At 32.6% G+C, this 24,591-nt stretch carries 21 protein-coding genes and 1 tRNA gene; 5 read left to right on the top strand and 17 right to left on the bottom strand.

Annotated elements, in window-relative coordinates:
- Positions 1 to 3: 3 nt before the first annotated feature.
- The 3 genes from IEV84_RS03425 to IEV84_RS03415 form a co-directional block, all read right to left on the bottom strand.
- Entirely contained in the window at positions 4 to 483 is a 480-nt protein-coding gene (locus IEV84_RS03425; protein WP_188492423.1) for a gliding motility lipoprotein GldH, read from the bottom strand.
- Positions 467 to 1,768: a PSP1 domain-containing protein gene (locus IEV84_RS03420; protein WP_188492421.1), complete on the bottom strand. Its 1,302-nt coding sequence runs from the start codon at positions 1,766 to 1,768 to the stop codon at positions 467 to 469. Before IEV84_RS03420 ends, IEV84_RS03425 begins: the two co-directional genes overlap by 17 nt.
- A 263-nt stretch (positions 1,769 to 2,031) precedes the next feature.
- On the bottom strand, positions 2,032 to 3,525 hold the full coding sequence (locus IEV84_RS03415; protein WP_188492419.1) for a S41 family peptidase: 1,494 nt from the start codon (positions 3,523 to 3,525) through the stop codon (positions 2,032 to 2,034).
- A gap of 51 nt (positions 3,526 to 3,576) precedes the next feature.
- On the opposite strand from IEV84_RS03415, the gene IEV84_RS03410 reads away from it, so the two are divergent.
- Positions 3,577 to 3,957: a hypothetical protein gene (locus IEV84_RS03410; RefSeq protein WP_188492417.1), complete on the top strand. Its 381-nt coding sequence runs from the start codon at positions 3,577 to 3,579 to the stop codon at positions 3,955 to 3,957.
- A 79-nt stretch (positions 3,958 to 4,036) separates the two neighbouring features.
- On the opposite strand, the gene trhO is transcribed toward IEV84_RS03410, so the two are convergent.
- The 7 genes from trhO to IEV84_RS03375 form a co-directional block, all read right to left on the bottom strand.
- Complete coding sequence (trhO, locus tag IEV84_RS03405; protein ID WP_188492415.1) at positions 4,037 to 5,395, bottom strand: oxygen-dependent tRNA uridine(34) hydroxylase TrhO; 1,359 nt, start codon at positions 5,393 to 5,395, stop codon at positions 4,037 to 4,039.
- Between the two features lie 104 nt (positions 5,396 to 5,499).
- Complete coding sequence (locus IEV84_RS03400; protein WP_188492413.1) at positions 5,500 to 7,770, bottom strand: helix-turn-helix domain-containing protein; 2,271 nt, start codon at positions 7,768 to 7,770, stop codon at positions 5,500 to 5,502.
- 116 nt (positions 7,771 to 7,886) lie between these two features.
- Positions 7,887 to 8,453 carry an OmpH/Skp family outer membrane protein gene (locus IEV84_RS03395; RefSeq protein WP_188492411.1) on the bottom strand — a complete coding sequence of 189 codons (567 nt, stop codon included), beginning with the start codon at positions 8,451 to 8,453 and terminating at the stop codon, positions 7,887 to 7,889.
- Positions 8,454 to 8,701: 248 nt separating this feature from the next.
- Entirely contained in the window at positions 8,702 to 9,550 is an 849-nt protein-coding gene (locus tag IEV84_RS03390) for a class I SAM-dependent methyltransferase (protein ID WP_188492409.1), read from the bottom strand.
- 218 nt (positions 9,551 to 9,768) lie between these two features.
- On the bottom strand, positions 9,769 to 11,640 hold the full coding sequence (gene mnmG, locus IEV84_RS03385; RefSeq protein WP_188492407.1) for a tRNA uridine-5-carboxymethylaminomethyl(34) synthesis enzyme MnmG: 1,872 nt from the start codon (positions 11,638 to 11,640) through the stop codon (positions 9,769 to 9,771).
- A 120-nt stretch (positions 11,641 to 11,760) separates the two neighbouring features.
- Positions 11,761 to 12,180, bottom strand: a complete 420-nt coding sequence (gene ybeY, locus IEV84_RS03380; RefSeq protein WP_188492405.1) for an rRNA maturation RNase YbeY — start codon at positions 12,178 to 12,180, stop codon at positions 11,761 to 11,763.
- Entirely contained in the window at positions 12,177 to 15,467 is a 3,291-nt protein-coding gene (locus tag IEV84_RS03375; protein WP_188492397.1) for a DUF4175 family protein, read from the bottom strand. The genes ybeY and IEV84_RS03375 overlap by 4 nt, the downstream gene beginning before the upstream one ends.
- 168 nt (positions 15,468 to 15,635) lie before the next feature.
- Here IEV84_RS03375 and gltX point away from each other — a divergent pair, with 168 nt between their 5' ends.
- On the top strand, positions 15,636 to 17,141 hold the full coding sequence (gene gltX / locus IEV84_RS03370; RefSeq protein ID WP_188492395.1) for a glutamate--tRNA ligase: 1,506 nt from the start codon (positions 15,636 to 15,638) through the stop codon (positions 17,139 to 17,141).
- Positions 17,142 to 17,184: 43 nt separating this feature from the next.
- Here the strand turns inward: gltX and IEV84_RS03365 are convergent, their stop codons facing one another.
- A complete protein-coding gene (locus IEV84_RS03365) occupies positions 17,185 to 17,826 on the bottom strand; it encodes a PorT family protein (RefSeq protein ID WP_188492393.1) in 642 nt (213 codons plus the stop codon).
- Positions 17,827 to 17,903: 77 nt separating this feature from the next.
- On the opposite strand from IEV84_RS03365, the gene IEV84_RS03360 reads away from it, so the two are divergent.
- The gene (locus IEV84_RS03360) at positions 17,904 to 18,884 is read left to right on the top strand and encodes an SPFH domain-containing protein (RefSeq protein WP_188492391.1); all 981 of its coding nucleotides are present in this window, start codon (positions 17,904 to 17,906) and stop codon (positions 18,882 to 18,884) included.
- A 20-nt stretch (positions 18,885 to 18,904) separates the two neighbouring features.
- Here IEV84_RS03360 and IEV84_RS03355 read toward each other — a convergent pair whose 3' ends face one another.
- The 4 genes from IEV84_RS03355 to IEV84_RS03340 all read right to left on the bottom strand — a co-directional run bounded on the left by IEV84_RS03355 (position 18,905) and on the right by IEV84_RS03340 (position 22,380).
- Positions 18,905 to 19,159 carry a DUF6327 family protein gene (locus IEV84_RS03355; protein WP_188492389.1) on the bottom strand — a complete coding sequence of 85 codons (255 nt, stop codon included), beginning with the start codon at positions 19,157 to 19,159 and terminating at the stop codon, positions 18,905 to 18,907.
- Between the two features lie 4 nt (positions 19,160 to 19,163).
- Positions 19,164 to 19,514: a competence protein gene (locus tag IEV84_RS03350; RefSeq protein WP_188492387.1), complete on the bottom strand. Its 351-nt coding sequence runs from the start codon at positions 19,512 to 19,514 to the stop codon at positions 19,164 to 19,166.
- Between the two features lie 29 nt (positions 19,515 to 19,543).
- Positions 19,544 to 19,846 carry a YtxH domain-containing protein gene (locus IEV84_RS03345; protein WP_188492385.1) on the bottom strand — a complete coding sequence of 101 codons (303 nt, stop codon included), beginning with the start codon at positions 19,844 to 19,846 and terminating at the stop codon, positions 19,544 to 19,546.
- A 416-nt stretch (positions 19,847 to 20,262) separates the two neighbouring features.
- Positions 20,263 to 22,380: a glutamine--tRNA ligase/YqeY domain fusion protein gene (locus IEV84_RS03340; protein ID WP_188492383.1), complete on the bottom strand. Its 2,118-nt coding sequence runs from the start codon at positions 22,378 to 22,380 to the stop codon at positions 20,263 to 20,265.
- Between the two features lie 127 nt (positions 22,381 to 22,507).
- Here IEV84_RS03340 and folB point away from each other — a divergent pair, with 127 nt between their 5' ends.
- Positions 22,508 to 22,867, top strand: a complete 360-nt coding sequence (gene folB / locus IEV84_RS03335) for a dihydroneopterin aldolase (RefSeq protein ID WP_188492381.1) — start codon at positions 22,508 to 22,510, stop codon at positions 22,865 to 22,867.
- Between the two features lie 106 nt (positions 22,868 to 22,973).
- Positions 22,974 to 23,044, top strand: a tRNA-Cys gene (locus IEV84_RS03330).
- Positions 23,045 to 23,206: 162 nt separating this feature from the next.
- Here IEV84_RS03330 and IEV84_RS03325 read toward each other — a convergent pair.
- Positions 23,207 to 23,884: a LysE family translocator gene (locus IEV84_RS03325; RefSeq protein ID WP_188492379.1), complete on the bottom strand. Its 678-nt coding sequence runs from the start codon at positions 23,882 to 23,884 to the stop codon at positions 23,207 to 23,209.
- A gap of 37 nt (positions 23,885 to 23,921) precedes the next feature.
- On the bottom strand, positions 23,922 to 24,590 hold the full coding sequence (locus IEV84_RS03320; RefSeq protein WP_188492378.1) for a head GIN domain-containing protein: 669 nt from the start codon (positions 24,588 to 24,590) through the stop codon (positions 23,922 to 23,924).
- Position 24,591: the final 1 nt, after the last annotated feature.

The following is a 24,591-nucleotide window of genomic DNA, read 5'->3' as shown; positions in this document are numbered from 1 at the left end:
TATTTATTCTTTTTTTTCAATTCTTAAACCTACTTCGGTAATCCCTTCTAATTGGGTAACTCCGGGAACCTTACCTCCTTCTCTGACTGCTTGTTTAATATTGAGTTTGTATTTTCCTCTAAATTTTACATTCTCTTTAAAATACAATCTACTCTCTTTAATATCGGTAAATCCATTACCAAGCAAAGTCCCGTCGGGTGCAGCCATTTGATATTCTAAGGTATCTACTTTAGTATAACCATTTGGTTTTTCAAGGGTTACAATCAAAAAAAGATTACTAAAAGGGTAATTATTATTATCTCTTATATTAATAAATACATCGTATCGTTTGGTAGAGTCCAATTCAGGCAAATTAAAAGAAACAACACTATCTTTATGCCAGGCACTACCAACAGATTTGTATTCATCAAAAACTCTTTTTTTATCACAGGAGAAAAAAAGTATGCTTACTAAAAGTAATACAACGCTATTTTTTAGCCTCATTTTTTTTAATAATTATAGGTTTTCTGGGTCCTTTTGGTTTCTTGTCAGACGATTGTTTCGGTGCTGATGGAGCCGCAGTCGCATTATTATTGTTATTATTTACCGGTTTGTTTTGCTGCTTTTTAGCATTTGGTGCTCCGGCATTATTTTCAACTGTCTTTTTTGGTTTTTTATTGTGTCTTTTGCTCTTTTTCGGTTGATCAAATCGAGTTAAACTTTCTTGTCCCATGGCATTATTGAAATCTTTTTCAACCTCAACGGTAACTTCAATGGCAAAATCTTCTAAAGAAGCAACTTTCTTTTTTAACTTATTTTCGGCAACAATTTCTTTAACCTTATCAATTTTTAAAACATGCCAATTGGCGAAATTGTTGGTATAAGCAAACCACATTAATCCTTTAAAAATATCTTGTTTTTGACAAACTGCATCTCCTTTTTCGGTAATTAATTTGGTGTCAAAATCAGGAAAACCTTTCAGGGCATCCATGTAAGTATCTAATTCATAATTCAAACAGCATTTTAATTTACCACATTGTCCGGCTAATTTTTGAGGATTTAAAGACAATTGCTGGTAACGTGCTGCCGAGGTATTCACACTTCTAAAATCAGTCAGCCAGGTAGAACAACACAATTCTCGTCCGCAGGAACCAATTCCTCCTAAACGGGCAGCTTCCTGACGGAAACCTACCTGTTTCATCTCGATTCTGGTATTGAATTCTTTAGCAAAATCTTTAATTAATTGTCTAAAATCCACACGATCATTAGCCGTATAATAGAAAGTTGCTTTCGAGCCATCTCCTTGAAATTCAATGTCTGAAATTTTCATTTCCAGTTTTTGTGCAATGGCTAATTCACGTGCACGCACTTTCATGGGTTCTTCTTTGCTTCTGGCAGCTGTCCAAATATCAATATCTTTTTGAGATGCTTTTCGATATACTTTTGGTACTTCGTTGCTGTTAGGATCAACTCCTTTTTTCTTCATTTGGATTCTTACCAATTCACCTGTAAGTGTAACAATTCCAATATCATGACCCGGAGAAGCGACAGTTGCCACAATGTCTCCCATGCTTAATGTTAATTTTTCGGTATTGCGGTAAAATTCTTTTCTTCCATTTTTAAAACGAACTTCAACGCAATCAAAAGGAGCTTCACCACCGGGTAAACTCATATTAGAAAGCCAGTCAAAGACCGTTAATTTATTGCAGCTATCGGTGCCGCAAGTCCCATTATTTTTACAACCTTTTGGTGCGCCACCATCAGAGGTTGAACAACTTGCACATGCCATAATTTTATATGTAGTGTTGTGACTGGCACAACTTAAGTTCTTAAAAACGATTAATCGGTAAAGATAGTATTTTTTAATCTTAAGATGCAAAATTAAGCATTCTCCAAAAAATTAAAATTTTTATAAAAAAACCTGTTTCCGAAAAACAGAAACAGGCTTTAAAATAATTTGTGACTGAATTTTTAGTCTAAAATTTCAGATCGTTTATCAGACAAACAAATTCTGAAAGACAATTAAAACTTTCGTCCAACTTATACTAATTCTTATTTTCCGAAACTTTTAAAATCTTCAATATACAATCCTTTGGCAGCATTTGTAGGATTGAACGAAGCAAGATTGTTGTTTCTAAAAGACGATGAGGCATCGGCATTTTGAGTTTTAGTGCGCAAAGTTTGCCCGGTAATCAGTTCGAGAGCCTTTTTTAAACAAGGGTCTTTTACGTTTCCAAATTCAACCAGATTTAAGAAAGTATCGTAAGGATTAATATCATGATCCGGTGTAATTTTTGCCGGATTTACGTCTTTGTCTTTATTGAAATAGGTAAATGTAATGGGTTGCAATTGCCATTGATGTTTCGTACTTCTATTGGCGAATGAGGTATAATTTGATGTAGGAGAATCATACAGCGTATTGGACCCAACAAATTTACCTACTGTTTCATCACCAATTGTAATTACGTTAATGTATTTTTTTAAACATTGAATAGTGAGTTCGCTCGCAGAAGCCGTTTGAAAACTTACTAAGACATATATTTTTGTCAAAGCAAGGCTATTGATACTTTCGTCTCTCTGAAAAGTAGGTTCGTTATCAACCAAGTTGAAAACTCTAACTTTGTCTGAAAGGTTTTCAAAGCCATCTTCGCTATTGTGTTTGTTATTAAAGTCTAAATAAACATAAGGCTTAGTGGTAAAACTTCCATTAATCATTTGTGCCAAAGCTACTGCAGTTTCTAATGATCCGCCTCCGTTGTATCTTAAATCTAAAACCAATTCGTTAATTCCATCCGATTTCATTTTAGCGAAAGCAGCATTCAATTCATCATTATAATCGGATTTAAAACCATTAAACACCAAATATCCAATATTTTTACTGCCATATACTTTCTTTTCGTAATAAGCAACCGGGTTTTCATCAATGTCGGTTTGGGCTACAGTTACAGTTCCCGATTTATCTGTGGTTACCAGACTAGAGATTCCAAATCCCACACTTGCTGCTAAAGTAAGTGTTACTTGTGTGTTCTCTAACTGATTATAATTATTTGAAGTAAGTTGAGCCCCATTTACTTTTGTAATAACGTCACCTCTTTTCAATCCTGCTAGAGCTGCTGGTGAATCTGGTACAACATAATTTATCAGGGCTACCAAATTTACATTATTCAAATCTTTAGGATAAATACCATAACTAAAACCGCCACTTTTTTTGACTTCGGCAATTTTGGAAACATTCACAACTTCATTATTGTTTTCAATCCAGGAAAATCGATCAACAGTTCCTCTTTGATAAAGGAGCGAATAAAACAGCGCATCGGGAGTTTTTCCGTTAATAAAATTAGCATAATTATTGGTAGAAGCAATTTTGCTATCGGATAAATTGGCAACATTAGAATGCCAATAATACCAGGAATTCATCGCTTTCCAAACAAAGTCATTAATCTCGTCTGGCGTGGTTGTTGCTGTTTCATCAGAATCAGAATCCTTACTGCAAGAAGTAAAAGCCAATCCCATAAGCAATGTTAAAAGGACATATTTTAATTTCATTATAATTCAATTGTTTAAATTAGATTTGTAGCTATTAAAAACTCTAAAATTATGAAAAATATTACATCAAAAGCCATCTATATTTTACTTTCATTTGGATGTTTCTTTCTCTTATCCTGTTCCAAGCAGCTTTTAGACATTAAAAACCAAACTTATAAAAGCTATAACAGAAACAGTGAAAAAGGATATATCGTTAGTTTTGAACTGAATAACACCACAATAATTCCAAAATCGATTGTGATCAACGGAATTGTACAAAATATCTCAATTGAAAATAAAATGGGTACTACTTATCAGGTAAATATAATTGCACAAACCTCTTTAATTCATAACTACCAGGTAAAATTAGAGGAAAAAGAAAATGGAATCTATTTTGAGAAAGATTCAAAGTTGTTTTTTCAAGCGGTAAAATTCAAATTAATCAAGGATTAATTTTTCGTTACTCTAAAATGCACAAAAGCCTGTTTCCGAAAAACAAAAACAGGCTTTATAATAATTTATGACTGCTATTTTAGTCTAAAATCTTATATAATTTATCCGACAAACGAATTCGGAACGGAACAGCAAAAGTTAATTTATCACCAGCCTTAGCCTGAGTTCCTTCATAACCATTGACGAACATTTTTTCTAAAATTAATTCCTGGTTTCCGGTTGTTGGTCCTGAAATTAAGATCTTATCTCCCAAATTCAATTCGTTGTTTTCAATAGTAAAAAGTCCAATTTGCGCTTTTACATAATAATGCTCTGCTTTTCCAACTAAGGTCTTTTTTACTTTTATCTTTTGACGAATATCATTTGTTTTTGCAGCAGTTGCTAAAGCGTTGTCAGACAACTCACCCGAATGTTTGAACTTCAAACTTTCTGATTTTCCTTTTCTAAATACTTTATTTCCTACCTGTTTACCACTTCTTAGTTTAATTTGCTCTTCGTATGGTAAATGGGTAATTTCCTGACATTCTGATGAGCAGCAATTTTCCATAGCTGCCTTACATTCATCACATTGGATAAACAATAAATGGCAGCCATCATTAGCACAATTGGTATGATTATCACAAGGTTTTCCACATTGATGGCATTGTGAAATAATATCATCAGTGATTCTTTCTCCAAGACGATTATCAAAAACGAAGTTCTTTCCAATGAATTTACTTTCTAAGCCTTCTTCTTTCAATTGCTTGGCGTAATTGATAATTCCGCCTTCTAATTGGTAAACATTTTTAAAACCCTGGTGTTTAAAATAAGCACTCGCTTTCTCGCAACGGATTCCTCCAGTACAATACATTACCAACTTTTTATCTTCTTTAAAATCTTGTAATTGTTCGTTGATTATTGGTAAACTTTCTCTAAAAGTCTCTACATCAGGAGTGATGGCTCCTTTAAAATGACCCACTTCGCTTTCGTAGTGATTTCTAAAATCAACAACAATTGTGTTTGGATCATCCAGAATTTCATTGAATTCTTTGGCTTTTAAATGCACGCCTTTGTTGGTAACATCAAAAGTATCATCATTCAATCCGTCAGCAACAATCTTGTGACGCACTTTAATTGTCAATTTCAAAAATGCGTGATCGTCATGTTCTACGGCTACATTCAAACGAATGCCTTTCATGAAGTCATACACCTCTAAAGTTTCTCTAAAAGCTTCAATATTTTCGGCAGGAACGTTCATTTGAGCGTTAATACCTTCGTGAGCAACGTAAATTCGACCCAGAGCATCTAGTGCGTTCCAGGCTACAAATAAATCGTCGCGAAATTTTTTAGGATCTTCAATTTTGGCATACGCATAGAAAGACAACGTCAAACGTTGTTGACCAGCCTGATCAATTAGTTCAGCTCTTTCTTCTGCGCTTAAGGTGTTGTACAGTTGCATGCTATAAACAGTTTAAGTTTAGAATATTTTTTGCAAAAGTATAAAAAATAAATGGTTTAGTTGTTAAAGGATTAGTGAGATTGCTTCGTTCCTCGCAATGACTTTTAGTTCAAACTCGCTTTGAACATTCGCAATTCTTCCCATGAGTATTTGTTACCAAATTGTTCTTTCATAGGAGTTAGCGATTCTTCTTTGTAGAATTTAAAAGCTTCGGCTAATTCGTCAATTTTATCCTGAGGCAAGACTTCACTTATCGAAATTCTTTTTCCCTGAATTAATTTTACCAAATGACCTTCAATAGTTTGGACGGTTAACTTTCGAATATCGGCAATATCCTGAATCGAATTTTTAGCAATCCATAAATCGAAAGTTTCCTCAATAGTAGATTTTTTGGGCGCTGCCTTGTCCTTTTTCTTCGAAATATAGCGGTTCAAATCGGCTTCGTCTTCAATTAAATTCACATGAGTTTCTTTGAATTGATTTTGGATGGCTTCTTTTTTCCTTGAAAGGTATTTCTTGATTTCTTCTGAAGTCAGTTTTTCTTTCGAAATAGGCTCATTGGCAATAACCGTTTCAATTAAAAGTTTGGTTTTCATCAATCGCAAAACCGCTTTCGACTGCAATTCTTCTAATTCCGACAATTCTTCAAAATAAGCTTTGGCTTTCTTCAGACGTTTCACTTCTTCGATTTTCCACAAAATTTCAAAAACCAAATCGTCCATCGGTTTGAAAAAGTAATCAAAAGCCGCCTGAATTCGGGCAGAAACATGAATTAAATCCACGGTTTCATTGGCAAATATTTTATTCAATTGGATGATGAATTTTTTGGATGGATCCAAAAGCGATTCAATACTTTCCAATTGCTTGGCTGCCCAAAGCGCATTTTTAGATTTTGCCGAAGTTTCCGTTTTATCCGAATAACTGAATTTATGGTTGCGCCATTCCTGAGCCAGATTGTACCAATCAAAACTGTTAATCAAATAATTATGAATGAAATTCTTGGTTTCAAAATGCAGCGAATTCTTCAAAACTTCTTCTGAAGCTTTATTTTGCGCATATTCCATCACATCCTGGTCGTTAGAAATACCGTTCATTCGAAGCGGAGAAAGCAAAACCAGCCCTTCTAACGAACGCAAACGCGATAAAGCTACATAAGCCTGTCCAGGCATAAAAACCTGCGAAACATCGATTGCTGCTTTGTCAAAAGTTAATCCCTGACTTTTATGCACCGTAATGGCCCAAGCCAGTTTGATAGGATAATGCACAAAAGTGCCCAAAACCTCTTCCTCGACTTCTTTGGTCAAAGGATCAACTTTGTAACGAATGTTTTGCCATTCGTAACGCTCTACTTCTATGGTTTTATTTTCTTCCGGAAAATGAACAAGTATTTCCTGACTGGAAAGTGATTTGATAATTCCCATTTTACCATTGAAATAGTTTTTTTCGAAATTCAAATCGTTTTTAACAAACATGATTTGAGCTCCCACTTTCAATTGCAAATTGTGTTCGACAGGAAATATTTTCTCAGGGAAATCACCTGTAATTTCAGGTTTATAAGTTATTAATTCTCCTTTCAAATCTTCTAAAGCCTGAGCATTCATAGCATCGGCTTTGGCATTGTGAGTCGTTAAAGTGATATAACCTTTATTGGCTTTTAAATCAAAATCAGGTTTTACATATTGGTTCAAAACCTGAACATCTTCGGGAGTAATTTGGTTATTCCTTAAATTATTTAAAACCGAAATAAAACTGGTATCCGTCTGACGGAAAATCTTAGACAATTCGATATACAAAGGCGGACTTTGCTGAACAACATGCGAATGAAAAAAGAATTTTCCCTTGTAATAATTGCGCAAAGTGCGCCATTCCTCATCCCGGATTACTGGTGGCAATTGCAACAAATCGCCAATAAAAAGCACTTGTACACCGCCAAAAGGAACGGCTTTTTTCCGAACGGTTTGCATCATATAATCCATCGCATCGAGCAAATCGGCACGCAACATACTCACCTCGTCAATCACCAGCAATTCCATATTTCGAATTACCGATTTTTTTACCCCATTCATTTTAAAATGCCTGCGCAAACTTTCTTTAGTTTCAAATTTTACCGTTTCCGAAAATTGCGATTCGGCTGTATGAGAAGGAATAAATCCGCTAAACGGCAATTGGAACATAGAGTGAATCGTAACACCACCGGCATTTAAGGCCGCAATTCCCGTAGGCGCTACCACCACCGTATTTTTATGAGTAGTTTCAATTATTTCACGAAGCAAAGTAGTCTTACCCGTACCTGCTTTACCCGTCAAAAAAACCGAACGCTGGGTTTGATTGATGAACTGTAAAGTATATTTAGCGGCTTCGGATAGAGTTTGCATTTTTATATATTAAATATAAGTATTTTCTTAAAAAGAATTTTAATGCTAAAAGTAAATAAAAAATGCCTTCAATTCAAATTAGAAATGAAGGCATTTTGAATTTTTATAAAAAAGAATTATTTCTTTTCAGCTGTTTTTTCTTCAGCTTTAGCAGATGATTTGTATTTGTCATTCAATGCTTTAATGATTTCTTTAGTGATATCATATTTATCTTCAGCATATAAAATTGAAGCAGCATCCCCTGTTCCATAGATATAGGCATATCCTTTTTCCTTACCGTAATCCTTAATAAATTTTTTAACTCCTTTTATAAGAGTATCCATTTCAGCACCGCTTGCTTGTTGTAACTGTTGTGCCAAAGCTTGTTGAGCATAACCTAATTGTTGTTCTCTTTTTTGCAATTCAGCTCCTCTTTTTTGAGCCCATTCCTGACCATTAGCCTGAGCCTGACTCTGGAAATTAGCAGCATCCTGTTTAAAACGATTAATTTCAGCTTCTAACTGTCTTCCTTTTTCTTCAGACTGCGCTTTATATTTTGCTTCTAAATCTTTCGCCTCTGTATATTCTTTCATTAATTCCGAAGTATCTATATAAGCAGTTTTTACTTCTTTAACTTCTTCTGTGGTTTTGTTACAAGCAACAACTGAAATAGAAATTGCGATAATTAATAATACTCTTTTCATTTTTTCTAAATTGTAATTAAATAAGTGTGTATGGGCAAAAATATAAAAAAATAGATAGCATCCTAGAAAACATCCAAAAAATGGGAAAATTTTACATTATCAGATTTCACTATAAACAAAATAAAACCTATAATCTAAGACTATTAAAAACAACTTCTATAAATTAAAAATAAGGCAAAAACAAAAAACAACGAATAAACGACACCATAAACCACCTAAAACGCGCTTAAAAAGCCTTAAAATAAGTTTTAGCTATTTTTTAAGACATAAATTAACGAAGAATACTCCGAATTTTGCTTTGCTTTCCAATTTGACTGGAATCCGACAAAAAAGGCTTTCACAAAATTCATTTTTCCGTTTTTATACTTTTCTGAAAGCAAACTCACATAAAAAGAATCAAACTTCATAGGAAGCACTTTTTCTAATTTTATATTTTCTTTTTGGAAAAGCATTTGAATTGATTTTTTAGAAAAATGCCAAAAATGAATTGGCACATCAAAAGCAGCCCAAAAAGTTCCGTAATGTTTTGCATCAAAAGATTTAAAATTTGGAACGGCAACAATCAAAGTTCCGGTAGGTTTCAACAAACGTTTTAATTCTTTAATCTGAAAATCCAAATCAGGAACATGCTCTAAAACATGCCACATGGTAATTACATCAAAAGAATGGTTTTCTAAATCAACTGTATTTTCTACAAATGAAATTCCTTTGCTGATTGCAATTCCTTTAGCTCTGTCGCTAGGTTCAATTCCGACAGTTTGCCAACCGTCATTTTTTGCCACAGCTAAAAAATCACCTGTTCCGGCACCAATATCAAGAATTTTCCCTTTTTGTGATTGCTGCGAATTAATTAAATTCAATTTATTTTTAAGTGCAATCCCTTTTACAAAGTGATAGGCTTTTTCAAACAAAGATCTTTTATTATCGGTGTGTGAGATATAATCTTCACTTTCGTAATACTTACCTAAATTTTCTAAATTGGGTTGCGGATGTGTAATTAACATATCCAAATCTTCATCATAATACAATTCAAAAGTTTCTTTGGAAACAGAATGATCTTTTACAGTAAGAAGATGTTTTTTGTTTGAAATATCCATTATTATAGTTTTCAGTGGTCAGTTTTCAGTGGTCAGTTTCATTTGATTGTGAAAACAAAATTTTTAATATTTTGAAGTTCGTGAAATTTAAAAATTAATTTTCTTAGCAATATCAACACTTCCGAACGTAGTTTCACGTGGAACAAAAAATATTCAGTGGTCAGTTTTTTAATAAGCAACTAAACTGATTACTAAAAACTGACCACTGAATACTCCCTTTATCTTCCCATATAAATCAGTAATACTGAAATATCACTCGGAGAAACTCCGCTTATTCTTGAAGCCTGAGAAATAGTTACAGGACGAATCTTGTTCAATTTTTGTTTTGCTTCAATAGACATCGACTTGATTTTATTATAATCAAAATCCTCAGGAATTTTTACATCTTCCAGTCTGGTTAATTTATCAGCATTATTTCTTTCCTTTTCAATATAACCTGAATATTTAACCTGAATTTCGGCTTGCTCTAAAATTTCCTGATCCAAATTATTTTCGTCAACATAATTTTGCACTTTTTCAAACTTGATCATGTCTTCTAAATCAATTTGCGGACGAGAGAAAATCTTAAACATCTTATCGCCCTGAGAAATTGGTGCACTTCCCTTCGATTCTAAAATAGGATTGGTCTCTCCTATTGTAACGCTGGTTTCTCTGAAGAACGCCACCATTTTTTCCGATTCATTCAGCTTGCGTTCCATTCTTAGCAAACGAGCTTCTGAAGCTAAACCAATTTCGTGCGACATTGGAGTCAATCTAAAGTCGGCATTATCCTGACGCAATAACGTTCTGTATTCAGCTCGTGAAGTAAACATTCTGTATGGCTCTTCAGTTCCTTTGGTAATTAAGTCATCAATTAAAACCCCAATATAAGCTTCATCTCTTTTTAAAATCAACGGCGCTTTTTCGTGTACTTTTAAATGCGCATTAATTCCGGCCATCAGTCCCTGAGAAGCTGCTTCCTCATAACCTGTAGTTCCGTTAATCTGTCCGGCGAAATATAAATTATCAACCAACTTCGTTTCCAAAGTATGCTTTAATTGAGTAGGCGGAAAATAATCATATTCTATCGCGTAACCAGGTCTGAAGAATTTTACGTTTTCAAAACCGGCAACAGTACGCAACGCTTTGAACTGAATATCCTCAGGAAGCGAAGTTGAAAATCCGTTTACATAAACTTCACAGGTATGCCATCCTTCCGGTTCAACAAATAATTGATGACGCTCCTTATCAGCAAAACGGTTAATTTTATCTTCAATAGAAGGACAGTATCTTGGACCCAAACTTTTAATTCGACCATTAAACATTGGCGAACGATCAAAACCTGATCTCAAAATATCATGAACTTCTAACGAAGTATAAGTCATGTGACAAGACCTTTGATGCGTCAACGGAGCAGTCAAATCCGAATATGAAAACTTATCCGGTTTAGCATCTCCTTTTTCTTCATTCATTTTTGAATAATCTAACGAACGACCATCAACACGAGGAGGTGTTCCCGTTTTCATTCTTCCGGATTCAAAACCTGCCGCAACTAAGTCTTCGGTAATTCCGTAAGCAGCGCTCTCACCTGCTCTGCCCCCGCCAAATTGTTTTTCTCCAATATGAATCAATCCGTTCAGGAAAGTTCCATTGGTCAACACCACCGATTTGGAGCGAATTTCAATTCCAAGTGAAGTTCGAATTCCTTTTACTTTGCCATTTTCAATAATCAAACCTTTTACCATTTCCTGATAAAAATCAAGATTTGGAGTTCCTTCTAACATCATTCTCCATTCTTCGGCAAAACGCATACGGTCACTTTGAACACGCGGAGACCACATTGCAGGTCCTTTTGATTTGTTCAACATCTTGAATTGAATTGCCGTTCTATCAGAAACAATTCCTGAATAACCACCCAGCGCATCAATCTCACGAACAATTTGACCTTTTGCAATTCCACCCATCGCAGGATTACAGGACATCTGGGCAATGTTCTGCAAACTCATAGTAACCAACAAAGTTTTGGAACCCAAATTTGCAGCAGCGGCGGCAGCTTCACAACCTGCATGCCCAGCACCCACAACAATTACATCATACTCTTCTAGAAACATTTTTTCTTTCGTTTTAGATTTTGGTTTTTAGATAATTTACAGAACCTCAATCTATATTTTATTATACTTGTTCCACGTGGAACATCATTATATTTTCTTCTGAAAAAATTCGAAATTTATTCACTGTTCCACGTGGAACATAGCAATTTTTTCATCTTCTTTTAAACGCATTAAGCGTTCGTCCTCTTCACCTTTATCCTTGTAGCCGCAGTAATGCAACACACCATGAACCAATACACGTTTTAATTCTTCTTCAAAAGAAACATTAAAATCATTTGCATTATCCTGAACACGTTCAACTGAAACAAAAATATCTCCGTTTAATTCATTACCAACTGTATAATCAAAACTAATAATATCCGTAAGTGTATCGTGGTTTAAGTATTCAAGATTTATTTTATGAAGATAATCATCATCACAAAAAATATAATTAATCTCTCCTTCATTCTTTTTTTCAGATACAATTACAGCAGATAACCAAGCTGCAATTGCTTCTTCATTATCTAAATTAAAGTCATTTTCGTAATTAAAATTTATCATTTCGTTTTAAAATATTCTTGAACCTTGCGGTTAAAATTGGAGCGCAAAGGTAATGATTGTCTGTTTAATATCTCTATGCTATGTAAATATTCTAACAAAGAATTAGGTAAAGCTCGAGATTGATTAAGAAAATCTTTATTATTAGTTTCTGACTGTCTTCTGTTTTCCTCACCCTGTTGTTGAACGGCATTATTCAGTTTTAATAATTCCTGTTTAATATTTATCACTTTTTGAAGCGTTTCATTTTTGAAACCTTTATTCAATAACTGCTTTTCTAATTGCTTCATTTGTTCTAAGGCATTCTCTCCTTTATTCCCCAAACCTTGCTTTTTTAATTCGCTGTCTAAAGCTTCACGGAGTTCTTTTTGCTGTTTGTAAATTTCCATGATAGCTTTGGCATCTCCTTCTCCACCATCGCCTTCATCTCCTTTTCCGGAATTTTCTTTTCCTTCATTACCCTCACCAGGTTTAACACCTTTCTTTATTTTATCTCCTAAAGCTTGTTGCTTGGAAATAATATCCGGTAATTGCATACCTTCTCCCTGTCCCGGTTTAGGTTTTCCCTGACCCATAGAAGACAAAGAAATTTGCATACTATTGAGTAATTCGCTTAAAAAATCTCCCAACTTGTTTGCAGAAGCAACAGCATATTGCTGATGTGATACCCCTTTAGGAATTTCAGAATCGGATAATTTATCAATAGCTTTATCGATATTGTATTGTACATTTCCAACTTCTTTAGTAATATCTTCCGTGAATTTAGGATTACGTAAAGACATTGCAAACAAACTGTCATCAACATGTTTGAATTGAATACGTAAATCCTGTTGCAGTTTTATATTCTTATTGAAAGCAGGAGAAGCAGAATTTATCGATTTAAAACTCTTCATTACCGATTCCTGAGACAAAGAAAAAGCTAATAGATTATCTAAAATCTGGCGCAACATTTTTACATCTTCTTCCATCTGTTCTATCTCAGCTCCATCGATTCCCTGATCCATTTTTTTGGACATCGCTTTCATTTTCTTAGCAGCACTTTTTTGATTAGGTTTTACTTTTGAAGTATTATTTTTTTGCAATTCTTCAGAAGCTTTCTTCAAATCCTCATCAATGCTTTTTTCAGTTTTATCATCTTTAGGAATATCTAAAGGTGATTTTAATTGTTTGTTGTCTTTATCCAATTCATTCAAATCTTCCTGAATTTTATCAAAATCTTTATTTATTTCCTGTTGCTTAGAATTGGTATTTTCCTTTTCATTCTCCGAAAGCTTGTCTTGTTTATCGGATAATTTATCTAATTTATCAGCAATTTGTTCAGCCTTTTTCTGAACGTAATACTTCTTAGTCAACTCGACTAATTGTTGAAGATTCTTAACTTGGTTTTTAGTCTTTTGCTTAAACTGATCTAATTTTTCAAGTAAATCTTCATTCTTTAATTTATCGTTCAAAGCTTTTAATTCATCTAATAATTTTTTATTCTTTTCTAATTCTTCGTTATTGTTTTCAATCCGTTTTTCTAATTCTTTCTTGAATTCATCCTTAGCTTTAGTCCCGATAGCCATCGGGATAGATTCCTCTAAATTATTTTTCATTTTATCCATGAAATTACGCATCATTTCATCCTGTTTTTTTTGCTGTTGGATAAAATCATTTACTTTCTGTTGGTCGTTGAATTCAAAATTTTCTTTTTCTTTTCCTGATTTCTGAATCTTATCCAATTGAGAAAATTGTTTATCCTGACGCTGCAATGATTTTTGCAAGCCTTGGATATTGTCATTTTGTTGTTTTAAAACCAAATCCTGCTTTTCCTGAGTAGTTACAATTCGATTAGAAAATACAGCCGACTTTGAACTTTTGAAATTATGTAACGCATCATTATCAAAAACTTCAAAATAATAATCATAAGTCACCCCTTCCACAACAGGGAGATTAGCAGGAAAAGAAAAAACAAACTGATCAAAAACTCCTGACTTAACAGCAATTGTTCCACGTTTGGCAGTAGCTGGTTTATTGGATTCATAATAGACCACCTGTAATTTAGATAAACCGTAATCATCCCCTATTTTTCCTAAAAGATAATTAACAGCAAGCTTTAAACTATCCGGAGCCTGGTTAACAGTAATCGTTGGATACTGATCTTTAATAACTGTTAACTGATAATTCAATTTTTCAAAGTTAGAAACTGCATTATTCGAAGTAATTATTTGATAATCTGTATTTTCTGAAACTTTTTTTGATAAAAAAAAGCTGTTTTCTGATTTAGAAAACGGAAAAATAGTATTTGCATTGGAGAACACTACTTTTTGAGTTGCCTGTGTACTCATTTTCCAGGTTACCATTGTGCCTTCCGGAATAATAGCATTACCAGTTCCTTTAATTATTTCAGCTTTTCTTTTTAGATGCGAAGGGAAATTCAATTGCATTTCGAAATTTAAAATCGAAGGAACAGCAACAACTCTTAGTTCATAGTCTTCAGAAGAAACTGAATTTCCTTTAATATAAAACGAAAGATTTTGAGTTGGTTTTTCAATCTTAAACTCAAATTCTCCAGGCTTTGTGTTTTCCATAAAATAACTTTCATCATTAATGAAAATCATCGCATTTTCAGGAATCACTTTTCCAACCGTTTTTACTTTTACAACAAAATCTTTGTTTTGTTCCGTTTGCAAATTCGAATTCAAAAGCACAAATTCAAAAGGAGCCGGAGGTAAAAAAGAAACATTAAAATGCACTACCCTATTTAAACTTTGAGTTAGCATCGAATTATTCCCTGAAAGATAAAACGAAGCAAAAAGCAAAATTGGAATTAAAGCAAGTGGAAGATATTTTTTATTCGAATTAAAATTAATAGCATTTGAAAAAGGAATGGGTTGCAAAGCATTCGCTTTTTGTTCAATAGAAGCCAAAAGTAATTCGGACTTATCAGTAGTATTATCAAGATTTGAAAGCTGAATAAAGTTCAGTAATTTATCTTTTACATCCGAAAAATGGTTTCCAATTATAGCCGAAGCATCATTGTAATTGATTCCTTTTTGGAATTTAAACAATTTAAAAATTGGAAATAAAATAAAACGAAAAAGCAAAAACACTTCTACTCCAACAAAAGTCCAAAACAAAATGGTTCTTCCGAGAGGCTTCAGCCAAAGGAAATATTCAATAAAAAGCGTAAAAAGAAAATACAGCAAACCCAAGCCAATAAAGAGAATAACGCCTCTTATCAGTTCGTTTAAATAATACTTTCTAATAAAAGCTTCTAATTTTTGATATATGAAATTGGAACTATTCAAAGTTTTTATTCTTTTTAATAACCCATAAAAGTAATAATTATAACAGAACCAATATCAATGTCAAAAAACAATTTCAATATCAAAACAAAAGAGAAATATTGAAAAACTTCTAACTTCTAACTTCTAACTTCTGACTTCTAATTATCTTTGTGTCAAAATTTATAAAAGATGTCAAACCCAATTCGTGTGCGTTTTGCACCTAGTCCAACGGGACCTTTGCATATTGGCGGAGTTCGTACTGCCTTATTTAATTATTTGTTTGCCAAAAAAAATGGTGGAACTTTCTTTTTAAGAATTGAAGATACTGACCAAAATCGTTTTGTTCCGGGAGCAGAACAATACATCATGGAAGCTTTGGAATGGTTAGGAATTGCTCCTGATGAAACCATTGGTAAAAATGAAAAATTTGGTCCTTACCGTCAAAGCGAAAGAAAAGAATTATACAAACAATATGCCGATCAATTAATTAATTCAGGTTGGGCTTATTACGCATTTGATACTCCGGAAGCTTTAGACGCTTACAGAAAAGCGGAAGAAGAACAAGGAAAAACTTTTATTTACAATCATACTAACAGGGAGAAACTGGATACTTCTTTAGTAATTTCGAAAGAAGAAACAGCTCAAAGAATTGCTAATGGAGAACATTATGTTATTCGTTTTAAAACTCCTGTTGACGAAATTTTACATTTAAAAGATATTATTCGTGGTCATGTAAAATTTGAAACTAATCTTTTAGACGATAAAGTTTTGTTTAAAAGTGACGGTATGCCAACCTATCATTTGGCTAATATTGTTGATGATCATCTAATGCAAACCACGCATGTTATTCGTGGTGAAGAATGGTTACCATCGATGCCATTACACGTTTTATTGTATCATGCTTTTGGTTGGGCAGCTCCTGAATTTGCTCATTTACCATTGATTTTAAAACCGGTAGGAAACGGAAAATTATCAAAACGTGATGGAGATAAATTAGGTTTTCCAGTATTTCCTTTAGAATGGAAAACGGAAGAAGGCATTTCATCAGGATACAGAGAAAAAGGTTTTTTCCCGGAAGCAGTTGTTAACTTCTTAGCTTTATTAGGATGGAATGACGGAACTGATAAAGAATTATTTTCTTTAGAAGAATTAGTAAAAGCTTTTGATTTAAACCGAGTTCATAAAGCAGGAGCTAAATTTGATCCGGAAAAAAATAAATGGTTCAATCACCAATATTTAGTTCAGGCAAATGATGAAAAATTAGCAACAGATTTTGCTATACTATTAAAAGAAAAAGGGTTCTCTCCTACTCTTGAATTGACAACAAAAATTGTATCCTTGATTAAAGAACGAGCTAATTTCGTATCTGAATTCTGGGATTTAAGTGATTTCTTTTTTGTAGCTCCATCAGCTTATGATGAAAAAGCAAAGAAAAACTGGAAGGAAGAAACACCGGCTTTAATGCAGGAATTAATTTCAGTATTAGAAGAAATCACCGATTTTACTTCTGCCAATATTGAAACCATTGTCAAAGACTGGTTGACTAAAAACGAAATTGGAATGGGTAAAGTAATGCAGCCATTTAGACTAAGTTTAGTAGGAGCTTTAAAAGGTCCTCACCTATTTGACATTGTTGAAATCATCGGAAAAGATGAAACAATTTCAAGACTTCAAAAAGCAATTGAAACCATATAAAACTAAAAGTCCCGTCCCGATAGCTATCGGGACGGGACTTTTTTTATAAATAAAGAAGAATATTTCCGTTTAAAATTCCGGGATTTCCTTTAAAATGATAACCCAGATTTTTAGTATTCAGATTACCTAACATATTTGAAATTCCGTATTGATAGGAAACATTAAATCTAAAATGCTTCACTCCTGCTGTAATTCCTACCGTAGGATAAAAATTAAATTTACCAATATCAACAATGTCTTTGGCTAATAATGTAGTTCCTGAAATAACATTATTTTCTTTGTCGGCATCAATTTTGAATTTTCCATTAATCTGAACCAAAGAACCAAATTCCACACTTAAGTGATTTTCGATTAAAATGTAACTCAACTGCAATGAGATTTGAGCGGAAGGTAATTTGTAATTCACATCTTCATTAATCAAAAGCGACCGATTAGTGGCTACAGAAAAATTGTTCTCAGAAAACTGAATGGCATACACCATATCCCAATTATCATAAAAATTTCCACGTATAGAAAGACCTGCATTCCATCCCATTTCGGGTTTGGTTTCAAAATTATTGGTATTTAGAGTAAATTGATTTACTCCGGCATTAATTCCAATACGGTTTGAATCGCGATAACCATATTGCGAAAAAGAAAATACTGAAATTAAAAGAAAACAAAAAGAGAATGTTAGCTTTTTCATAATGTGTGTTTTAACAAGCACAAACCTAAAGTTTTTTTGTAATTTAACAGAAAAATTTTAACTAAATGTAACATCTTATGAACACATCATTTATTTTCTTCTTATTTATCGCACTTTTTATCTTCCTTTCGGCTTTCTTTACCGTGAAACAGCAAACGGCAGTTATTATTGAGCGTTTTGGAAAATTTTTAAGTATCAGACATTCGGGACTTCAACTTAAAATTCCTTTGATTGATCGAATTGCCGGACGGGTAAATTTAAAAATTCAACAATTAGATGTCATTATCGAAACGAAAACAAAAGATAACGTATTTGTAAAATTGAAAGTTTCCGTTCAGTTTATGGTTGTTAAGGAAACCGTTTATGATGCTTTTTACAAATTAGAATATCCGCATGATCAAATTACATCTTATGTGTTTGATGTGGTTCGTGCCGAAGTTCCAAAGTTAAAATTAGACGATGTTTTTGAACGAAAAGATGATATTGCTGTAGCAGTTAAAAGAGAATTAAATGAAGCCATGACAACTTATGGTTACACCATTATCAATACTTTGGTTACTGATATTGATCCGGATATTCAGGTAAAAAATGCCATGAACCGAATTAATGCAGCCGACAGAGAAAAAACAGTTGCCGAATTTGAAGCGGAAGCATCCAGAATTAGAATTGTAGCTAAAGCAAAGGCTGAAGCAGAAAGCAAGCGTTTACAAGGACAGGGAATTGCCGATCAAAGACGTGAAATTGCCCGAGGATTAGTAGAAAGTGTTGATGTTTTAAATAAAGTGGGAATCAATTCTCAGGAAGCTTCTGCCCTGATTGTGGTAACACAACATTATGATACTTTACAAGCTATTGGTGCTGATGCAAATTCTAATTTAATTTTATTACCTAACTCTCCACAAGCCGGAAGCGAAATGCTGAATAACATGGTAGCTTCGTTTAGTGCATCCAATCAGGTGGGCGAAATGATGAAGAAAAACAAAAAAGTTACTCCTAAAAAAGCAGAACCAAAATCTGAAGAACCTGAAAATATTTCAGATGAAACAGATGAAATATAATTACAAATAAAAAAGAGGCTCTAATCGCCTCTTTTTTTGTTTCTAAACCATTTGAAAATAATTGGTATCAAAAATCTTAAAATTGTGCCGTAGGAGCTAAAAAAAGTACTTTTTACAGTATCTATCACATTAGAGCTAATGTTTAGAAAAGAAAAGCTTTCTTTCGTTTTTTGGATGCTTAAAACTAACTTTTGATAGCTAATTTCTTTTTCAACTTTCAGAATTTCTAATTCGCTATCAATTTGAGCATAAGAAGAATATTTTTTTGTTTGCATATTGTTAATCATTAAAAAAGATTTCTGAAAATTTCTCTAAAATAGGTCCTTCCACAATTTTATCTTTTATTAAAAACAATAAAGCAGTTATTACAACATAGATAAGACCAACACTAAGAAAACCAAGAGTATAACTTCCAAAATAATTACTTAAAGCAAAAGCTAATCCAATAGAACAAAACAATAAAACCATACAAATACACAGCAAAATTAAGGTGAACTTAAAAATCATCGTAGTTGATTTCATAGCCATCTTAAATGCTAATAATTTATAGTAAGAAAGATTCTTTTCTATATATTCTTTAGTTTGTTCCTGAATATTTTCTGTATGTTCTTTTAAATCATCAAAAGCCATAATGTTCTTATTTCTATATTCTAAAGAATTTAATTTTTATGAAGTTTGGCATTTTGTTCTTTTAAATCAGCTAATTTTTTTTCTAAAAAAGTGATTACATCTTCTGTTTTATAACTCATATTAGAAAGTAATTCTTCATAAGTTTCTTCTAAATCTACTTTGGCATTAGCTAATTTAGTTTTCATTCCTTTTTCTAAATCTTTATATCCATCTTTAATTTTTTGTCTGGTTTTATCTCCTTTATCAGGAGCAAACAAAATTCCTAATACAGCTCCTATTGCAGCACCACTAGCAAGAGCTATTAAAGTTTTTCCTGTATCACTTGTTGCCATAATATGTTCTTTTTTAAGTTATCATATAAAGATACTAATAAATTTAAAACTAAAAGTTTAAAAATTTATTATAAAAAAACTTCCAATATTTTTTTATCTTATAAAGATTATAAAAATATCCAAACTCAAAAATTCAATTGTAAAAAGTAGCAATAAACCAAAACAACAGCATCATCAATTCAATTTTCTTAATGAAGCATCAAAAGAAGATAAAAAAACAGTAAAAATTAAAATCAAGCTTTCTGTTTAACTAAAAATTAAAAGACGACTATTTTATTAAATCATTTAAAAAAATGGCTTAAAACTAAAATATGAAAGCTGTTTTTAATTATAAAATTCTATAGTTATTTTATAAAAAATAGATTTTTATAATAATAAAAAAAAGCGCTAATTAAGCGCTTTTTGATAGTTATAATTTATTTTAAAAATTCTTCTATAAATTCCATTTCTCTATCGGTAGAACTTTTAGGAGGATTTGATTTTAATTTTAAAATTTCATCTTTAAAGGAATTTTTGAACTCCGAATCAAAATCTAATTTGTTTAAATTTAAAATAGTTCTGGAACGAACAAAAGTAGATTCACTTCTTAATGACATTGAAAATAATTTTGAAAGTTCTTCTTTATCATAATCGGAAGATTTTAAAGGAGCATATTTCAGAATTAAATTAGCAAACAACAATGAACTTTTGTTATTATTAATATTCTTCTTGAATGAATTTTGCAATAAACTGTAATTAGAAATTCCTGCTAAGGTCTCTCCTATTGCTTGTCTGATTGCAATTCGCTCTTCGCGTGTACCAACTTTAAAATATTTATTAATGTCTTTCAGCGCATTATTAATGCTATTACTGTCTTTTTTACCTTTTTCTTCCCAGGCATCTTTTAAACCTACAGTCTTGTTAAATACTAATTTAGAAGAACTTGAATCCTTATCAACATTAAAATAACCCAAACGTTGAAACTGGAATTTATCTCCCGAAACAGCTGTAGATAAGCTTGGTTCCACAAATCCTTTTATAATTACAAGCGAATTTGGATTGATAAATTCTAAAAAGTTTTTCTCTTTATGGCTGTCTGGTGCCTCATCAATAAACAAACGATCGTACAAACGAACTTCTGCTTCTACCGCATGCTGTATAGAAACCCAATGTAAAGTTCCTGCTACTTTACGTTTAGAAGCTTCTGTCCCACTTCCACTTAACGAATCCGTATCATAAGTTACATGAATTTCGGTAATATTTCCATCAGCATCTTTTACAACACTTTCTCCTTTAATGATATAAGCATTTTTAAGACGTACTTCATTACCCAAACTCAAACGGAAAAATTTAGCCGGAGCCTCTTCTAAAAAGTCTTCTCTTTCGATGTATAATTCTTTAGAAAAAGGTACTTTTCTGTAACCTGCAGTTTCATCTTCCTGATTATTTTCGGCATCCAAAAGTTCTTCTTTTCCTTCAGGATAATTAGTAATAATAACTTTAACAGGATCTAAAACCGCCATTACACGAGGCGCAGTTTTATTCAAATCATCTCTTAAACAAAACTCTAATAAAGAAAAATCTATAATATTTTCTCGCTTTGCAACTCCAATATTGTCACAGAATTTTCTAATAGAAGCAGCTGTATAACCTCTTCTTCTTAAACCAGAAATAGTTGGCATTCTTGGATCATCCCAACCGTTTACTACATTTTCCTGAACTAATTGTAACAGTTTTCTTTTACTCATAACTGTATAATTCAGGTTCAAACGAGCAAATTCGTATTGATGTGGTCTAACTAAATTTTCATCATAAATTTGATCTAAAAACCAGTTGTATAACTCCCTGTGCATCACAAATTCCAGTGTACAAATAGAGTGCGAAATTTGCTCTAAATAATCACTTTCTCCATGAGTATAATCATACATTGGATAAATACACCAATCATCTCCCGTTCTATGATGTTCTTTGTGTAAAACGCGATACATAATAGGATCACGCATCAACATATTAGAAGAAGCCATATCAATTTTAGCTCTCAAAACATGGGTTCCTTCTTCAAAATCACCGTTTTTCATTCCTTCGAAAAGAGCTAAATTCTCTTCTATAGAACGATTTCTATACGGGCTATCAATTCCAGGCTGGGAAGGTGTACCTTTTTGTTCCGCCATAGCCTCAGAAGATTGACTGTCAATATAAGCTTTACCGTTTTTAATCAATAAAATGGCCCAGTCATACAATTGTTGGAAATAATCAGAAGCATATAATTCCTTATCCCATTGGAATCCTAACCATTGCAAATCTTCTTTAATAGCATCTACATATTCCTGTTCTTCCTTGGCAGGATTAGTATCATCAAAACGTAAATTTACCGGTGCATTGTACTTTAAGCCTAAACCAAAATTCAAACAAATTGATTTAGCATGTCCAATATGTAAATACCCATTAGGCTCTGGTGGAAAACGAAATCTTAATTTATTTTGTGGAAAACCATTAGTTAGGTTTTCTTCGATAATTTGTTCTATAAAATGCAGTGATTTTTCTTCGGTTGACATGTCTTAGATTTAAAACAACAAAGTTATCAAAATAGTTCATTAAATAAGAATTCATAGAATTGCTTATTTGCTTAAAATCTATAAATTTCAAATATATTTGCACTTTTCAACAAAATAAAACATATACATGCAAACTATTAAATTAAAAAATATCCGCACTTTTTCCTATCATGGCTGTTTAGTTGAAGAAGGAAAAATAGGTTCTGAATACACAGTTAACTTAGAAATTAAAGCCAATTTACAACAATCTACCCAATCAGATAACTTAGCTGATACTGTGGATTATGTTCATTTGAACCAAATTGTAGTCGAAGAAATGGCTATTCGTTCCCAATTATTAGAACATGTTGCCAAAAGAATTAACACAAGGGTTTTAGCCGAACTTCCAATGGTAATGAAAACTACTGTTGAAGTTTCTAAAATCAATCCCCCTATTGGTGGTGATGTTGAATCAGTTACCATTATATTAGAAGAAAGCAGAAATTAAATTCTAAAATCCCAAATTCTAAATAAAATACATAATTGTATTATTTTGGAATTTGGGATTTGCTTTTTGTTTATTTTATATTACCTTTGCAATCCATAAAAACAATGGCGTCGTGGCCGAGCGGCTAGGCTGGGCTCTGCAAAAGCTCCTACTCCGGTTCGAATCCGGACGATGCCTCAAAAAGAGATACAGAAATGTGTCTCTTTTTTTTTATGTTTAGTCATTGCGAGCGCAGCGAAGCAATCCTACTTTATTATTCACGCTATGTGATTGCTTCGCTACGCTCGCAATGACATAAAAAAACCGCTCAATTAGAACGGTTTAATTATGAATTTTATATTACTTTTCTATATTCTCAAAAGCCTGTTTTACCATTTCTTTTTCTTTTGGAAACCAACCCTGAATCATTAAAACAATCCCAAAAATCATTAAAACAATACTGATTCCTTTTTTAATTCTGAGAATATTTCCCGGAGTCATTTTAGACTGTAATTGTTTAGCTAATAGTATTTTAATGCAATCAACTAATAGATAACTGATAATTACAGTGCTAAAAAAAGTCATCATTCTGGATGTTTTCATATCTAATTTAGGTCCGACAGAAATAATTACAGCCAGCCAAAAACCTAAAACACCAATGTTGATAACATTCAAAAAAAGACCTTTTACAAACAAACCTAAATAGTCTTTTTTAATGATTTCATTATCTATTTTTTTGGTATTAATTCGTTTTTCTTTGTGTAAACCGATATACGAAATCACTCCGTAAGCCAGCATTAAAATACCTCCAAAAATAAAAAGAGCCGGTTTATCTTTTAGACTTTGAATCAACCTAAAACTCCCTAAATAAGCAATTGCAATAAAAATAATATCTCCCGAAACTACTCCTAAATCAAAAACAAGAGCGGCCCTGAATCCTTTTACAATACTGGTTTCCAGTAAAATAAAAAAAACAGGACCAATCATAAAACTCAGGAAAATTCCCCAGGGAATACCCGATAAAATATCGTTAATCATTAATTTTAGAATTTTATCGAATAAAAATACATCTTTTTTATTCTTTTTCTTCGATTTTTCCTCCTAAAATTGTTTGTTGATTGATTTGCTTTGGTTTTCCATAGATAGAAACTGTCCCTCCTGCTTTTACTTTTGCATCCACTAAAGTACTGGCATAAATCTCGGCATTTCCTCCGGCTGAGAGATTTACAGTAGTTTGAGAAGTATGTAAATTTCTGGCTTTCAATATACCACCTGACATGATAACCACATCCTGATTAGCGGCAGCTCCACTCAATTCAATCACTCCACCGGTTACCGCTTTTACATTTACTTTTTGAGCATCAACTTTTAAATTAATTTTTGCTCCTTCTTTAGCACTTAAATCAAAAATAGTTTGTTTAAAAACAGCATCACTGGAAACTACAGCACCTTCATTAGCCGAAATATCATCAATATTTTTGTAATACAATTTTATTGAAATGTCATCTCCGGATAATAATTTAGGGAAAGGCATTCTTAATTTTAATTCGCCATTGTTATTGACTACCTCTACTTCTTTCTCTCTGGTTCCACTAATAACCACCTTATTTTCAGTGGAAGCTATTAATTTCACTGTAAGTTTATCAAATACTTTTACGGCATTAAAATCGCCTAATTTTTTGGTTACCTGAGCAAATGTAGTTTGTGATACAATTGCAATTGCTACTAAAAATAATTTCTTCATT

Origin of the sequence: Flavobacterium palustre, from assembly GCF_014639535.1 — a bacterium.
GTDB lineage: Bacteria > Bacteroidota > Bacteroidia > Flavobacteriales > Flavobacteriaceae > Flavobacterium > Flavobacterium palustre.
Note: the sequence above shows the minus strand (reverse complement) of the source record. Positions and strands in the feature narration are given on the sequence as shown.

Bases quoted from the DNA above. Each gene is read 5' to 3' on its own strand.
- IEV84_RS03425 (WP_188492423.1), bottom strand. From the start codon at position 483: ATGAGGCTAAAAAATAGCGTTGTATTACTTTTAGTAAGCATACTTTTT.
- IEV84_RS03420 (WP_188492421.1), bottom strand. From the start codon at position 1,768: ATGGCATGTGCAAGTTGTTCAACCTCTGATGGTGGCGCACCAAAAGGT.
- IEV84_RS03415 (WP_188492419.1), bottom strand. From the start codon at position 3,525: ATGAAATTAAAATATGTCCTTTTAACATTGCTTATGGGATTGGCTTTT.
- IEV84_RS03410 (WP_188492417.1), top strand. From the start codon at position 3,577: ATGAAAAATATTACATCAAAAGCCATCTATATTTTACTTTCATTTGGA.
- trhO (WP_188492415.1), bottom strand. From the start codon at position 5,395: ATGCAACTGTACAACACCTTAAGCGCAGAAGAAAGAGCTGAACTAATT.
- IEV84_RS03400 (WP_188492413.1), bottom strand. From the start codon at position 7,770: ATGCAAACTCTATCCGAAGCCGCTAAATATACTTTACAGTTCATCAAT.
- IEV84_RS03395 (WP_188492411.1), bottom strand. From the start codon at position 8,453: ATGAAAAGAGTATTATTAATTATCGCAATTTCTATTTCAGTTGTTGCT.
- IEV84_RS03390 (WP_188492409.1), bottom strand. From the start codon at position 9,550: ATGGATATTTCAAACAAAAAACATCTTCTTACTGTAAAAGATCATTCT.
- mnmG (WP_188492407.1), bottom strand. From the start codon at position 11,640: ATGTTTCTAGAAGAGTATGATGTAATTGTTGTGGGTGCTGGGCATGCA.
- ybeY (WP_188492405.1), bottom strand. From the start codon at position 12,180: ATGATAAATTTTAATTACGAAAATGACTTTAATTTAGATAATGAAGAA.
- gltX (WP_188492395.1), top strand. From the start codon at position 15,636: ATGTCAAACCCAATTCGTGTGCGTTTTGCACCTAGTCCAACGGGACCT.
- IEV84_RS03365 (WP_188492393.1), bottom strand. From the start codon at position 17,826: ATGAAAAAGCTAACATTCTCTTTTTGTTTTCTTTTAATTTCAGTATTT.
- IEV84_RS03360 (WP_188492391.1), top strand. From the start codon at position 17,904: ATGAACACATCATTTATTTTCTTCTTATTTATCGCACTTTTTATCTTC.
- IEV84_RS03355 (WP_188492389.1), bottom strand. From the start codon at position 19,159: ATGCAAACAAAAAAATATTCTTCTTATGCTCAAATTGATAGCGAATTA.
- IEV84_RS03350 (WP_188492387.1), bottom strand. From the start codon at position 19,514: ATGGCTTTTGATGATTTAAAAGAACATACAGAAAATATTCAGGAACAA.
- IEV84_RS03345 (WP_188492385.1), bottom strand. From the start codon at position 19,846: ATGGCAACAAGTGATACAGGAAAAACTTTAATAGCTCTTGCTAGTGGT.
- IEV84_RS03340 (WP_188492383.1), bottom strand. From the start codon at position 22,380: ATGTCAACCGAAGAAAAATCACTGCATTTTATAGAACAAATTATCGAA.
- folB (WP_188492381.1), top strand. From the start codon at position 22,508: ATGCAAACTATTAAATTAAAAAATATCCGCACTTTTTCCTATCATGGC.
- IEV84_RS03325 (WP_188492379.1), bottom strand. From the start codon at position 23,884: ATGATTAACGATATTTTATCGGGTATTCCCTGGGGAATTTTCCTGAGT.
- IEV84_RS03320 (WP_188492378.1), bottom strand. From the start codon at position 24,590: ATGAAGAAATTATTTTTAGTAGCAATTGCAATTGTATCACAAACTACA.